Consider the following 12,840-nt stretch of genomic DNA (forward strand, 5'->3'; position numbering starts at 1 on the left):
TCGGCATGGGAGAATGCCGGCCGTCTTCCTTGGAACGGGCCCGTCCGGCCCTCAAGCACCATGCGCGCTTTTACGCTCTCCGATTTCGATTTCGTCCTGCCACCCGATCTGGTGGCGCAACACCCGGCCACCGAACGCACCGCCTCCCGTCTGCTCGACGGCACAGGCCCCGCCCCGGTCGACCGCATCTTCAAGAGCCTGCCTTCGCTGCTGCGCGCGGGCGACCTGCTGGTCTTCAACGACACGCGCGTGGTCAAGGCGCGCCTGTTCGGCGAGAAGCCGACCGGCGGCAAGCTCGAACTGCTGGTCGAACGTGTGCTGCAGGGCCAAGAGGTCGTTGCCCACATGAAGGTGAGCAAGAAGCCGCCCGTGGGCACCACGCTGCAGATGGTGGGAGGCTTCCGCGCCACGCTGCTGGGCCGCTGGCCCGAGGAAGACGGCGCGCTGTTCCGCTTCGGCTTCGAAAGCGACGCGGGCGAAGACCCGTACGCGCTGATGCAGCGCTGCGGCCACGTGCCGCTGCCGCCCTACATCACGCACACCGATTCCGCCGACGACGAAAGCCGCTACCAGACCGTGTTCGCGCGCGTGCCCGGCGCAGTGGCCGCGCCCACGGCCGCATTGCACTTCGACCAGGGCCTGCTGGACGAACTCGAAGCGCGCGGCGTGCAGCGTGCGAGCGTCACGCTGCACGTGGGCGCGGGCACCTTCCAGCCGGTGAAGACCGAGAACATTGCAGAGCACACGATGCACGCCGAGCGCTACGAAGTGCCCGAGGCCACGCAGCGCGCCATCGCCGAGTGCAAGGCGCGCGGCGGGCGCGTGGTGGCGGTGGGCACGACCACCGTGCGCACGCTGGAGTCATGGGCCAAGACCGGCGAGGCCGCGGGCGACACCCGCATCTTCATCACGCCGGGCTTCGCGTTCCAGCACGTCGACCTGCTGGTGACGAACTTCCACCTGCCCAAGAGCACGCTGATGATGCTGGTCTCGGCCCTTGCGGGCTACGAGCGCGTGATGGCGCTGTATGCCCACGCAATCTCCGGCGGCTACCGCTTCTTCAGCTACGGCGACGCCATGCTGCTCGCACGACACACGGACTGAACGACATGCTGAAATTCGAACTCCTCAAGACCGACCCCGACAGCCACGCGCGCCGCGCCACGCTCACGCTCAACCATGGCAAGGTGCAGACGCCGATCTTCATGCCCGTGGGCACCTACGGCACCGTCAAGGGCGTGATGCCGCGCAGCCTCGAAGAAATGGGCGCGCAGATCATCCTGGGCAACACCTTCCACCTGTGGATGCGCCCGGGCCAGGACGTGATGCAGAGCTTCGGCGGCCTGCACCAGTTCGAGAAGTGGAACAAGCCCATCCTCACCGACTCGGGCGGCTTCCAGGTGTGGTCGCTGGGCGCCATGCGCAAGATCAGCGAAGAGGGCGTGAAGTTCGCCTCGCCCGTCAACGGCGACAAGCTGTTCCTGACGCCCGAGGTCTCGATGCAGATCCAGACCGTGCTGAACAGCGACATCGTGATGCAGTTCGACGAGTGCACGCCCTACGACACCCAGGGCCACATCACGACCGAGGCCGAGGCGCGCGTCTCGATGGAGCTCAGCCTGCGCTGGGCCAGGCGCTGCCAGACCGAGTTCGCGCGGCTGGAAAACCCGAACGCCCTCTTCGGCATCGTGCAGGGCGGCATGTTCGAGAACCTGCGCGAGGAGTCGCTGGCGGCGCTGGTCGACATGGACTTTCCGGGCTATGCCGTCGGCGGCGTCAGCGTGGGCGAGCCCAAGGAAGAGATGCTGCACATCATGGGCCACACGCCGCACCGGCTGCCCGCGAACAAGCCGCGCTACCTGATGGGCGTGGGCACGCCCGAAGACCTGGTGCAAGGCGTGGCCGACGGCGTGGACATGTTCGACTGCGTGATGCCCACGCGCAATGCGCGCAACGGCACCATGTTCACCCGCTTCGGCGACCTGAAGATGCGCAACGCGCGCCACAAGACCGACCCGCAGCCGGTGGACCCGAGCTGCACCTGCCACGCCTGCGCGGGCACGTCGGGCGTGAGCTGGAACGACGGCGGACGCGAAGGCTTCAGCCGCGCCTACCTGCACCACCTGGACCGCTGCGGCGAAATGCTCGGGCCGATGCTGTGCACCATCCACAACCTGCACTACTACCTGAACCTGATGACCGAGATCCGCGCGGCGCTGGATGCGGGCACGTTCACGGAATTCCGCGCGCGGTTCAAGTCGGAGCGCGCGCGCGGCGTCTGACGGGCGTGCGGGCCGCGGCCCGTCGGCACCAACCTGGCACTGGCCTGGCCATGGGCATTCGCATCCGGTAGGCTCGCTGTCCGTTCCCACTGCTGTTGCCGCACGCCCATGACCAACGCATCCTCTCCCTACACCGCCCGCTACCCCTCGCTGGCCGGGCGCACCGTGTTCATCTCCGGCGGTGCCAGCGGCATCGGCGAATCGCTGGTGCGGGCCTTTCATACGCAGGGCGCGAAGGTCGGCTTCTGCGACCTCGACACCGCCGCCGGCGACGCGCTCGCGGCGCAGTTGCAGGGCGAACACCCGGCCCTGTTCGTGGCCTGCGACGTGACCGACACGGCCGCGCTCGCCGCCGCCATCGACGCGGTGCGCCAACGCTTCGGCCCGATCGCCGTGCTGCTGAACAACGCCGCCAACGACCGCCGCCACGAGATGGCCGATGTGACCAGCGACGACTTCGACCGGCTCGTGGCCGTCAACTTCAAGCACCAGTTCTTCGCCGCGCAGGCGGTGGCCGACGACATGCGCGCGCTGGGCGGCGGCTCGATCGTCAACTTCGGCTCGATCAGCTGGATGATCAAGGGCAAGGGCTACCCCGTCTATCAGGCCTGCAAGGCCGCGGCGCGCGGCCTCACGCGCTCGCTGGCGCGCGACCTGGGCAAGCAGAACATCCGCGTGAATTCGATCGTGCCGGGCTGGGTGATGACCGAGCGGCAGATCAAGCTGTGGGTCAAGCCCGAGTCGGGCGCGGAGATCGACGCGGCGCAATGCCTGCCGGGCCGCGTGATGGCCGAGGACATCGCGGCGATGGCGCTGTTCCTGGCGGCGGACGACTCGCGCATGTGCACCGCGCAAGACTATGTCGTGGATGCAGGCTGGACCTGAAGCCTTTCACCCTCTTCACAAAGCAGAAAGCCCGGCATGCCGGGCTTTCTTGTTTGCGCTGCGTGAAGGATCAGTCGCGCAGCTCTGCGGGCACCTTGCCGCCGTTGGCGGCCAGCTTGGTCATCACCTGGCGATGCAGCCAGATGTTCATCTTGGCGCTGTCGCTGGTGTCGGCGCCGTAGCTCAGTTCGGCGGCCAGCTGCTTGCGCGCGTCCAGGCTGCTGTCCAGGCCCAGCAGCTTCATCAGGTCGACGATGGAGGTGCGCCAGTTCAGGCTGCTCGCGCCGGGCATGCCGTCGAGCAGGGCCTCGACGTCCACCACCGTGATGGCGGGCGGCGGCGCGGCGGCCGCGGGTGCGCCGGCGGGAGCAGGCGCGGCCGGCGCAGCGGGTGCAGGCGCGGCGTTCGCGGACGGGAAGATCTTGGAGAGGATGCTGCCGAAAATGCTCATGCGAGTGCTCCGTGGAATGAGGGATTGATAACCTGCGGCAACATTTGTGCCGCAGCCGCTGGTTGTAGCACGGGCCTGCGGCGCTCCCGCTACGGGGTGTGTCTTGCGAGGTCCGCTGCGTGATCTGCTTCACACATCGGGCGATCCGGCAGGTGCGGCGGCGCGCGCCACGCGCCGCAAGGCCTGCGGCGGCTGCCCATACACGCGCACAAACGCGCGCCGCATGCGCTCGGTGTCCTCGAAGCCGGTGAGCCGCGCCACCGCCTCGATGCTGCTGTCGCCGCTCTCAATATGCGCGCGTGCGACTTCGGCGCGAATGCGCTCCACGGCCTTGGCCGGCGTCTGGCCCGTTTCCGCCTTGAAGGCGCGCATGAACTGGCGCGGGCTCACACAGGCCACGCCGGCGAGCCGCTCGATGTCGAGGTCGGCCGTGAGGTTCTCGCCGATGTGCGCCAGCACGGCGCGCATGCGCCCGCTCTGCGGTGCGAGGTCTTGCAGCGCGGAGAACTGCGACTGCCCGCCCGTGCGCCGGTGGTAGACGACCATTTCGCGCGCCACGGCGCCCGCGATGTCCGCGCCCAGGTCGGCCTCGACCATGGCCAGCGCCAGGTCGATGCCGGCCGCGATGCCGGCCGAACTCCAGACATTGCCGTCGCGCACGAAGATGCGATCGGCATCGACCGTCACGCCCGGGTAGTCGCGCTGCAGCCGCGTGGCCTGCCGCCAGTGCGTGGTGGCGCGGCGGCCGTCGAGCAGGCCCGCCTCGGCCAGCAAAAACGCACCCGTGCACACGCTGGCCACGCGCCGCCTGGCGGCCAGCGCGGCGCGCAGGTGCTGCATGAGCGCTGGCGTGGCCGCGCCGGCCTGTCGCGCCCCCCAGCCGCCGGGGACGACGAGCGTGCCGGCCCGTGAGTCGCGCCACGAGCGCGTCTGCATCTCGACCCCGGCGGAGCACGCGACACGCCCGCCGCGCTCCGACAGCACCGCGACCTCGTAGGCCGGCCCGCGCCGGTTGCGTCCGATCTCGCCCGCCACCTGGAACACCGACAGCGGACCGGCCATGTCGAGCAGCTGGAACTCGGGAACGACCAGAAAGGCAACGAAATGAGTCATGTCGATTTATGAGGGAAGTATGTCTTTATGGCCACAGTGTCGGCGCATAAAGTCGGCACTGTCAAAACCCGTTGTCCCGTTGTCTTGTTCACGCGCTCCCATGACCGCCACCTCAACCTCCACCGGCCGCCGCGACGCGCGCGTGCTCGCGATCTGCCAGGGCCTCTACACGGCGGCCGTGTCCATCGACCTCACGCTCACCGCGCTCACGGGCCACATGCTCGCGCCCGACAAGTCGCTGGCCACGCTGCCCTACGCGCTCATCACGGTGGCGGGCGCGGTGGCGACATGGTTCGCGTCGCTGCTCATGCAGCGCATCGGTCGGCGCGGCGGCTTCACGCTGGGCGCGCTCGCGGGCACGGCGGGCGGGCTGGTGTCGGTGTGGGCCGTGTTCCACGGCGACTTCTGGGTGTTCTGTGCGGGCACGGCGCTGGTGGGCGTCTACCAGGCCTTCGCGCAGTTCTACCGGCTGGCAGCGGCCGATGGCGTGGCTGCTGCGGACAAGAGCCGCGCCGTGTCGACGGTGCTGGCCGGCGGGGTCATCGCGGCCATTGCGGGGCCCGCGCTGGCGGCGTGGAGCAAGGACCTTTTTCCGCCGGTCTTGTTCGCGGGCGCCTACCTGATGGTTACGGTGCTGGGCGCGATATCGGTCGTGCTGATCCTGGCGCTCTACCGCGACACGCAGCCGCAGACCGCAGCAGGCGCGCCCATCGACATACGCCCGCCACGCCCGCTGCGCGAGATCACACGCCAGCCGATCTTCATCGCCGCGCTGGCCAACAACGTGGTGGGTTCGGTGTCGATGATGTTCGTGATGACAGCCGCGCCGCTCGCGGCCGTGGCCTGCAACCACAGCATCAACGACGGCGCGGGCATCATGCAGTGGCACTTGGTGGGCATGTATGCGCCGGCGCTGTTCGCGGGCGCGCTCATCCAGCGCTGGGGCCTGCCGCGCGTGGTGAGCCTGGGCATGGTGCTCAACGTCGTGTGCTCGGTCGTCGCGATGAGCTCGACCACGCTGCCCGCCTTCTACGCGGCGCTCTTCTGCCTGGGCGTGGGCTGGAACTTCATGTTCGTCGGCGGCACCACGCTGCTGGCGCAGTCGTACCGCCCCCAGGAGCGCGGCCGCGCGCAGGGCGCCGCCGAGCTGCTGCGCAACGTGTGCACCGCCTTTGCGACGCTGGCCGCCGGCCCGGCGCTCGACCACTTCGGTTGGGCGCCGCTGAATGCCGCGATGTTGCCGGTGGTCCTGCTCGCGGCCGCCATGACCTTCGTCTGGGCGCGCTCGACGCGCCGTGCGACGGCCGCCGCATGAAGCGTGTCGGACGGACTTCGTTCGGGTCGAAAGCCTGGTCGCGACGTGGCAAGAGCCTGCCTCTCGGCTAGTTCGCCGGCCGGAGCGCCGGTGCGCCTTCGTTGCCCGGCGGCGGCAGCCCGTGCGGTGCCGCCGAGGTGCCGCAGGCATGGCAGAACTTGGAGAACGCGCTCTTGCGCGTCTCGCACACGCCGCAGTGGTCGTACAGGCCGATGCCGCAATGAGGGCAGAAGTCGATCTCGCCGTTCTTCAGGTCCACCGGCCGCTCGCAGCCGGGGCACACCCCTTTGCCCAGGCGCGCGAGCGCGGTGTCGTAGCTGAGCTCTTCGCGCCGCACCTGGTCGGGTTGCTGCTCGGCGAGCTTCTGGCGCGCCAGGTAGCGGTTGAGCGCGACGATGGCGTAGCGCCCCACGATCACCGTCAGCACGATGCCCACCACGTAGCGCACATAGCCGCCGTAGCTCGGCAGGTACGGCACCAGTTCGACGAAGAAGGCGAACAGCGCGAAGAAGATGAAGCCCCACACGAACGGCCAGTAGGTGCTCTTGCGCTTCTTCGCGAACAGCCAGCCGGCCACCACCAGCAGCGGCAGCGTGAGCGCCAGGCGGTAGCCGAACACGCGCAGTTCGATGCGGCGGTACTCGGCGTCGAGCTTTACTTGCGCGTCGCGCTCCAGTTCGGCGAGCGCGGTGCGTGCGCGCTGCTCGGCCTGGCGCGCGTCCAGCGTGATCTGCTGCTGCGCGTTGACCTGGCGCTGCACCTCTTCTTCCTTGCGCTTGAAGGCGTCGAGCGCCTTGGTTCGCGCGATGAGCTCGGGGTCCTGGTCGGGCTGCGCGGTGGCGCGTCGCGTGGCGAGCCAGTTGCCGAAGGTCTCGCGCGCATTGGCATTGGCCTGCTGCGCGGCCTGCAGCTGCAGGCGGATCTGGTCGAGGTCGCGCGCGGCCTGCAGCTCGGTGGCTTCCGAGGCCGCGATGGTCGCGCGCAACGGCTGCGCGGCGCGCAGGTCGATGAAGTCGTCGATGCCGCGCACGCGCTCGACCTGCGGCAGGTCGCCCACGATCGTGCTGCCCAGCCCGATGAGGAAGCTCGCGAACACGAACGCCACGAGCCACAGGCCGCGGCGGAACCACTTTTCTGACAGACGCAGAGATTTGCTCATGCCGTTCTTTCTTTTCTGTTCATTGAATCCTGAGGGTGACGGGTGCCGCGCCCAGGCCGGCGCGCGGCAGCCATGCGAACACCGAGTCGACCGTCACCGTCTCGATGCGGTCGCTGAAGCGCTTGTCGTTCGGGTGGTCGTCGAAGGCCACGTTGGCCGAGCCCACGCGACCGCCCAGCCGCGTGAGCGGCCCGAGCTTCAGCGTGGTCGGCTCGTAGCCCTTGAACTGCATCCATGCCTGCGCCTGCGCACGGCTGTTGATGGTGGCGGGCTCCATGGCTGCGGCCAGCGTCTCGACCGCCCACTGGTTCGACTGCTGGTACTTCTGGCCCCAGGCGTAGCCGACGATGCTGTACGGCGCGGTGTGCAGCCGCACGATGCGCGCGGGCGACTCGTTGAGCGCGGCCATCAGCTGCGCCTGCACGGCAGGTGCAGGCACCACCCAGGCGGCCTCGTAGCGCCACAGGTCGTCGAGGAAGAACTCGCCCAGCCCCTGGCGGTAGACGTCCGCCACCGCGGTGCCGCACTGGTTGAGCTTGTGCACCACGCGCCACGGGCCGGCCTCGGTCTTGTAGGCGATGCCCAGGTGCGAGTAGCCCAGGCCGTACTTGCCCAGGTCCTGCCCGGCGCGCGCCAGGATCACCACGCGCGCGCCGCTGGCGTCGAGCGCCTGGGAGGTGCGCTCGGCCAGCTGCATGCCCTTGACGATGACCGCGGGCGTCGGCCTGGCCTGCTCGCAAGAGCGCCCGGCCTGCGCCTGCATCGGCAGCGCCGCCGCGGCAACGACGACGGCAAACACGGCGGTGGCGGAAAGGGAAAGCGCGCGCTTCACAACAGCCTCTCGTTGTGGAGCAGCGCCCGGCCGATGACGTTGGGCACGACGGCCAGCACCTCGCCGGCGGCCGACAGCACCACACCGGCGCCGATCACGCTGACCAGCACGCTGGTGCCCACGGCATTCGACACGCCGTTGGCGGCGCGTCCGGCCACCTTGATGCTGGCGCGTGCACCGTCCGAGGCGCGTTCGAGCACGTACACCGTGCCGTCGACCGAGGCTTCGACCGCGACCACCACGAGCGTGGCGCCGCCCACCGACAGCGCGGCAGGCACCGCGACCACCGCAGTGGCCGACGCGCCGGCCGCCGAGCCGGCGACCAGCACCGAGGCGACCGGCATCATCGACAGGGCCACGGAGGCGTCGCTCTGCGCCTGGGCCTGCAAAGGCAACGCGACACCGGCGAAGGCCGTGCAGGCAGCGAGCAGGACGGCGGCAATGGACTTTTTCATGACGGTCTTTCGTTGTTCGGGCACGGCTTATTCGGTGGTGCCGGCAGCTTCGGCACGGGCCAGGCGGCGGCCTTGCAGGCGGGCCTCGGCCATGTCGGCTTCATGGCGGTCGCGCAGCGTCTTGGCCAGCGTGAAGGCCGAGCTCACGAGGAACAACCAGCTCACGCCCAGGAAGGCCTTGTAGGCGTCATTGATCTCCATGCGCACGAGGCCCCACGCGGTCAGGCCCATCGCGGTGAAGAAGCTGCCCCAGACCACCAGGCGCCACAGGGGCACGTCGCGGCCGGTGGCGGAGCCAGCGGCGGCCGCGGCGGCCTGCTCGCCATCGCGGATGAACTTGGACAGCATGAACGCCGTGCTCAGGCAGAACACGTAGCCCATCACCATGAACGCCCGGTCCAGCGCCTCGCCCGGCAGCCAGCTCAAGCCGGTGGCGCACAGGAAGACGGCGATCGCGAAAGAGGCCCAGGTCTGGAACTGCCAGGCCCGCGAATCGCGCTGGATGGAAACGGTCGTGGATGAAAGGGGTTGCATTTGTGCCTCGCGGCGTAGTGAAGGTGGGCGAATGATGGTTCGCTCCCGCACCGCGAGGCTTGAATGCTTGCACCGGTGGCGGCTTGCAGCGCCACCGGTATCTCAGGGAGCTACTTTCAGGCGCCGAGCAACCCGCTCACGCGCTGGCGCAGCGACTCGGGCTGCACCTCGACCGGCGGCACGGCAGTGCCCACGTTCAGGCCCACGCGGCTGTAGAAGCCGCGGCGGAAGGGCTTGGCCATGGCCACGTTCTGCCCGCCGCGCAGCTCGATGCGGCTGAAGTACGAGCCCCACAGGTTGGTCAGCGCCATCGGGATCACGGGCGGCTCCAGGCCCTCGGCGCGGGCGCTCTCGATGATCTTCATCACGCCGCCCTTGAAGGGCTGCAGCGTGCCGTCGCGGGTGATGGCGCCCTCGGGGAAGATGGCGAGCAGGTCGCCCTCGCGCAGCACGCCCAGCGCCTTGGCGAAGGCCGCTTCGTAGGCGGCCGGGTCTTCCTTCTGCGGCGCGATGGGAATGGCCTTGGCCAGCTTGAACAGCCAGCCCAGCACCGGCACCTTGAAGATGCGGTGGTCCATGATGAAGCGGATGGGCCGCGGGCTCGCCGCCATCAGCAGCACCGCGTCGATGAAGCTCACGTGGTTGCACACCAGCACGGCCGCGCCCTCGGTGGGAATGTGCTCGTCGCCCTTGATGTCGAAGCGGTAGACGAAGCGCGACAGCACCCACGCCACGAAGCGCAGCAGGTACTCGGGCACCAGCATGAAGATGTAGAACGCCACCACCGCGTTGGCGATGCCGGTGAACAGGAAGATCTGCGGAATGGTGAAGCCCGCGCCCAGCAGCGCGCCGGCGATGACCGAGCTGCCGATCATGAAGAGCGCATTGAGGATGTTGTTCGCCGCAATGATGCGTGCGCGGTGCGTGGGCTGGCTGCGCAGCTGAATGAGCGCGTACATCGGCACGCTGTACAGCCCCGCGAACAGCGACAGCAGCCCCAGGTCGGCCATCACGCGCCAGTGCGCGCCCTGGTGCACGAAGCTGCCGATGCCCATCTCGGGCACCTGCGGCAGGCCGCGCGAGGCGAAGTACAGGTCGATCGCGAACACGCTCATGCCGATCGCGCCCAGCGGCACCAGGCCGATTTCGACCTGCCGGCGGCTCAGCGTCTCGCACAGCAGCGAGCCGACGCCGATGCCGATCGAGAACACCACCAGCAGCAGCGAGGCCACCTGCTCGTCGCCGTGCAGCACTTCCTTGGCGAAGCTCGGAAACTGGCTCAGGAACACCGCGCCGAAGAACCACATCCACGAAATGCCCAGCAGCGAGCGGAACACCACCACGTTCTGGTGCGCCAGCTTGAGGTTGCGCCAGGTCTCGCTGAACGGGTTCCAGTTGATGACCAGCGAGGGGTCGGTGGCCGGCGCCTGCGGAATGGCCTGCGCCACGCCGCGCCCCACCAGCGCCAGCAGCACGCAGGCCACGGCCACGCTCATGTGGCCGACCTGCGGCACCGCCACCAGCAGCCCGCCCGCCACCTGGCCCAGCAGGATGGCCACGAAGGTACCCATCTCGACCATGCCGTTGCCGCCCGTGAGCTCGCGCGCGTCGAGCACCTGCGGCAGGTAGGCGAACTTGACCGGCCCGAACAGCGTGGAGTGCAGCCCCATGAGGAACACGCAGCCCAGCAGCACCACCGCATTGGCCGTGACGAAGCCCCAGGCCGCGATGAACATGATCGCGATCTCGAGGTTCTTGACGAAGCGGATCATCTTCGTCTTGTCGAACTTGTCGGTCAGCTGACCGGCCGTGGCCGAGAACAGCAGGAACGGCAGGATGAACAGCGCCCCGATCGCCAGGCCCGCCATGGCCGGCGGCATCCAGCTGAGCTGCAGCTGGTAGGTGACCATGACGGTGAAGGCGAACTTGAAGAGGTTGTCGTTCGCCGCGCCGGCGAACTGGGTCCAGAAGAAAGGCGCGAAGCGCCGCTGCTTGAGGAGGGCGAACTGGTTGGCGTGGGCGTTCGCTTCGTGGACCACGGGGGTGGCTGCAGCAGCGGCGGGGTTTGTCATTCGAAGAATTCTCCTCAGGCTGCCACGGCGGCGGCGCCCGGATTGTGCCGCAGCGCGGCTTGCCAGCGCATTTCGAGCTTGCGCAGGGCGAACACCACCGGCAGGCCGGCCAGCGCCGCCGTCAGATGCTTGAGCGAGTGGCCCGACACCGTGTGCCGCGTGAACTCGTAGATCTGGTGGTCGGCCAGCTCGAAGCCCTTTGCCACCACATAGAAGAAGATCACCCAGCCCAGCTTCAGCCCGACCGACTTGCGCATCGGCGTGGACAGCGCCAGCGTGAGCACCAGCGCCATGCCGCCGAACTGCACCAGCGCCCAGGGCAGCACGTTGCCGCTCTCCTGGAACACCTCGGCCGACAGCAGGCCGGCCGTGAGCACGAACCAGGCGGCGGGCCAGCCGGCGCGCTGGCTCACCCGTTCGCACACCGCCACGCCGATCAGCCCCGCGAAGGCCACCGCCATGCCGGCGCGGTCCGCGGCGAGCCGGGGGGCGTCGGGCACGAGATGGTAGAAGGCCGAGCCCGCGGCGGCGGCGATCAGGCCGGCGAAGAAGAGCCAGGCGCAGTCGAGCGTGTTGTCGGGCGGATCGCTGGCCGGCGGCGCCAGCGGAAACGCCGACAGCGCCTGCTGGTGCGAGCGGTCGATGCGGTTGAGCCGGTACAGGCCCCACAGGCCGACCACCACGAACGGAATGTTGCTCAGCACGTCCATGGCATTGGGCAGGCCTTGCCAGCCGCGGTCGTCGGCGAACACCGAGGCGATGGCGACGTCGGCGGCCGGCAGCTCGGGGCCGAAGATGGCGATCAGCGTGAGCAGCGCGAGGGTGAAAAGCAGTCCGCGTTCGCGGCGGCTGAGAGAGGGCAGATGCATGGCGGGCCTCGGTGGGTGGGGTAACAAGCCGCGGATTCTGGTTGCCAGCCTCCCTGCAGGCATCGAGAATCGATACGAGGTACTAATTCACACCCCTTGGTATCTTCTTTCAATACCTTCCGCCTGACCTGAACCTTCATGAGCACCACCGTCGACCTCGTCCAAGCCCTCAAGAACGAACTCAAAAGCGCCCGCATGACCTACGCCGACCTGGCCCGGTCGCTGGACATGGCGGAGTCCAGCGTCAAGCGCATGCTGGCCAAGAGCGACATGCCGCTGTCGCGGGTGGACGCCATCTGCCGCGCACTGAAGATCGACTTTGCCGAGCTGGCCCGCCGCGTGGCCGACGCCCAGCCGCTGCTCAAGGAGCTGACGCAGGAGCAGGAAAAGGCGGTGGTGAAAGACAAGAAGCTGCTGCTGGTGGCCATCAGCGTGCTGAGCCAGTGGACGCTGGAGCAGATCGTGACGGCCTACCGCATCAGCGAGGCCGAGTGCATCGGCTGCCTGGCGCAGCTGGACCGCATCGGCATCATCGAGCTGCGCCCGCTGAACCGCTACCGCCTGAAGCTGGCCAAGACCTTCCGCTGGCGGCCGCACGGCCCGGTGATGGAGTTCTTCCGCGAGAACGTGGTGCTCGACTACTACCGCGGCGGCTTCGACGGCCCGGCCGAGGGGCTGCTGCTGGTGCACGGCTCGATCAGCCGCTCGCTGGCGCCCGCTTTCCTGGAGCGCCTGCAGCGCGTGGCGCAGGACTTTGCGCAGCAGCACCAGACCGACCAGAAGCTGTCGGCCAAGGACCGCGAGGGCTACACGCTGCTGCTGGGCATGCGCAACTGGGAGTTCGAGTTGTTCACCCGGCTGCGCCGCGCCTGA

At 68.9% G+C, this 12,840-nt stretch carries 13 protein-coding genes; 5 read left to right on the plus strand and 8 right to left on the minus strand.

Annotated features, from left to right (window positions below):
• Positions 1-60 precede the first annotated feature (60 nt).
• From queA to ACSFBM_RS29505, 3 genes are all read left to right on the plus strand, one after another.
• The gene (gene queA, locus ACSFBM_RS29495) at positions 61-1,104 is read left to right on the plus strand and encodes a tRNA preQ1(34) S-adenosylmethionine ribosyltransferase-isomerase QueA (protein ID WP_435487553.1); all 1,044 of its coding nucleotides are present in this window, start codon (positions 61-63) and stop codon (positions 1,102-1,104) included.
• Positions 1,105-1,109: 5 nt separating this feature from the next.
• Positions 1,110-2,282, plus strand: a complete 1,173-nt coding sequence (gene tgt / locus ACSFBM_RS29500) for a tRNA guanosine(34) transglycosylase Tgt (RefSeq protein WP_435487554.1) — start codon at positions 1,110-1,112, stop codon at positions 2,280-2,282.
• A gap of 108 nt (positions 2,283-2,390) precedes the next feature.
• On the plus strand, positions 2,391-3,167 hold the full coding sequence (locus ACSFBM_RS29505) for an SDR family NAD(P)-dependent oxidoreductase (RefSeq protein WP_435487555.1): 777 nt from the start codon (positions 2,391-2,393) through the stop codon (positions 3,165-3,167).
• 70 nt (positions 3,168-3,237) lie between these two features.
• Here ACSFBM_RS29505 and ACSFBM_RS29510 read toward each other — a convergent pair whose 3' ends face one another.
• Positions 3,238-3,618, minus strand: a complete 381-nt coding sequence (locus ACSFBM_RS29510; RefSeq protein ID WP_124959031.1) for a DUF3597 domain-containing protein — start codon at positions 3,616-3,618, stop codon at positions 3,238-3,240.
• Between the two features lie 129 nt (positions 3,619-3,747).
• On the minus strand, positions 3,748-4,731 hold the full coding sequence (locus tag ACSFBM_RS29515) for a GlxA family transcriptional regulator (RefSeq protein ID WP_435487556.1): 984 nt from the start codon (positions 4,729-4,731) through the stop codon (positions 3,748-3,750).
• Between the two features lie 100 nt (positions 4,732-4,831).
• Between ACSFBM_RS29515 and ACSFBM_RS29520 the strand changes: the two genes are divergently transcribed.
• Positions 4,832-6,046, plus strand: coding sequence for an MFS transporter (locus ACSFBM_RS29520; RefSeq protein ID WP_435487557.1), 1,215 nt, complete (start codon positions 4,832-4,834; stop codon positions 6,044-6,046).
• A gap of 67 nt (positions 6,047-6,113) precedes the next feature.
• Here the strand turns inward: ACSFBM_RS29520 and ACSFBM_RS29525 are convergent, their stop codons facing one another.
• From ACSFBM_RS29525 to ACSFBM_RS29550, 6 genes are all read right to left on the minus strand, one after another.
• Positions 6,114-7,205: a serine endopeptidase gene (locus ACSFBM_RS29525; RefSeq protein WP_435487558.1), complete on the minus strand. Its 1,092-nt coding sequence runs from the start codon at positions 7,203-7,205 to the stop codon at positions 6,114-6,116.
• Between the two features lie 19 nt (positions 7,206-7,224).
• Positions 7,225-7,968 (minus strand): DUF2145 domain-containing protein, encoded by a 744-nt coding sequence (locus tag ACSFBM_RS29530; protein WP_435487618.1) that lies wholly within the window; start codon positions 7,966-7,968, stop codon positions 7,225-7,227.
• Between the two features lie 65 nt (positions 7,969-8,033).
• Entirely contained in the window at positions 8,034-8,492 is a 459-nt protein-coding gene (locus tag ACSFBM_RS29535; RefSeq protein ID WP_435487559.1) for a hypothetical protein, read from the minus strand.
• 27 nt (positions 8,493-8,519) lie between these two features.
• Positions 8,520-9,026, minus strand: a complete 507-nt coding sequence (locus ACSFBM_RS29540; protein ID WP_435437469.1) for a YiaA/YiaB family inner membrane protein — start codon at positions 9,024-9,026, stop codon at positions 8,520-8,522.
• A 116-nt stretch (positions 9,027-9,142) separates the two neighbouring features.
• Positions 9,143-11,098, minus strand: coding sequence for an MFS transporter (locus tag ACSFBM_RS29545; protein WP_435487560.1), 1,956 nt, complete (start codon positions 11,096-11,098; stop codon positions 9,143-9,145).
• A gap of 14 nt (positions 11,099-11,112) precedes the next feature.
• Entirely contained in the window at positions 11,113-11,967 is an 855-nt protein-coding gene (locus tag ACSFBM_RS29550; RefSeq protein ID WP_435487561.1) for a hypothetical protein, read from the minus strand.
• Between the two features lie 138 nt (positions 11,968-12,105).
• Here ACSFBM_RS29550 and ACSFBM_RS29555 point away from each other — a divergent pair, with 138 nt between their 5' ends.
• Positions 12,106-12,840, plus strand: coding sequence for a helix-turn-helix domain-containing protein (locus ACSFBM_RS29555; protein WP_435437466.1), 735 nt, complete (start codon positions 12,106-12,108; stop codon positions 12,838-12,840).

This window comes from Variovorax pasteuri, from assembly GCF_051216435.1.
GTDB lineage: Bacteria > Pseudomonadota > Gammaproteobacteria > Burkholderiales > Burkholderiaceae_C > Variovorax.

What these genes read in the sequence shown, in the direction of transcription:
- queA (WP_435487553.1), top strand. Translation starts at nt 61, where the DNA reads ATGCGCGCTTTTACGCTCTCCGATTTCGATTTCGTCCTGCCACCCGAT.
- tgt (WP_435487554.1), top strand. Translation starts at nt 1,110, where the DNA reads ATGCTGAAATTCGAACTCCTCAAGACCGACCCCGACAGCCACGCGCGC.
- ACSFBM_RS29505 (WP_435487555.1), top strand. Translation starts at nt 2,391, where the DNA reads ATGACCAACGCATCCTCTCCCTACACCGCCCGCTACCCCTCGCTGGCC.
- ACSFBM_RS29510 (WP_124959031.1), bottom strand. Translation starts at nt 3,618, where the DNA reads ATGAGCATTTTCGGCAGCATCCTCTCCAAGATCTTCCCGTCCGCGAAC.
- ACSFBM_RS29515 (WP_435487556.1), bottom strand. Translation starts at nt 4,731, where the DNA reads ATGACTCATTTCGTTGCCTTTCTGGTCGTTCCCGAGTTCCAGCTGCTC.
- ACSFBM_RS29520 (WP_435487557.1), top strand. Translation starts at nt 4,832, where the DNA reads ATGACCGCCACCTCAACCTCCACCGGCCGCCGCGACGCGCGCGTGCTC.
- ACSFBM_RS29525 (WP_435487558.1), bottom strand. Translation starts at nt 7,205, where the DNA reads ATGAGCAAATCTCTGCGTCTGTCAGAAAAGTGGTTCCGCCGCGGCCTG.
- ACSFBM_RS29530 (WP_435487618.1), bottom strand. Translation starts at nt 7,968, where the DNA reads ATGCAGGCGCAGGCCGGGCGCTCTTGCGAGCAGGCCAGGCCGACGCCC.
- ACSFBM_RS29535 (WP_435487559.1), bottom strand. Translation starts at nt 8,492, where the DNA reads ATGAAAAAGTCCATTGCCGCCGTCCTGCTCGCTGCCTGCACGGCCTTC.
- ACSFBM_RS29540 (WP_435437469.1), bottom strand. Translation starts at nt 9,026, where the DNA reads ATGCAACCCCTTTCATCCACGACCGTTTCCATCCAGCGCGATTCGCGG.
- ACSFBM_RS29545 (WP_435487560.1), bottom strand. Translation starts at nt 11,098, where the DNA reads ATGACAAACCCCGCCGCTGCTGCAGCCACCCCCGTGGTCCACGAAGCG.
- ACSFBM_RS29550 (WP_435487561.1), bottom strand. Translation starts at nt 11,967, where the DNA reads ATGCATCTGCCCTCTCTCAGCCGCCGCGAACGCGGACTGCTTTTCACC.
- ACSFBM_RS29555 (WP_435437466.1), top strand. Translation starts at nt 12,106, where the DNA reads ATGAGCACCACCGTCGACCTCGTCCAAGCCCTCAAGAACGAACTCAAA.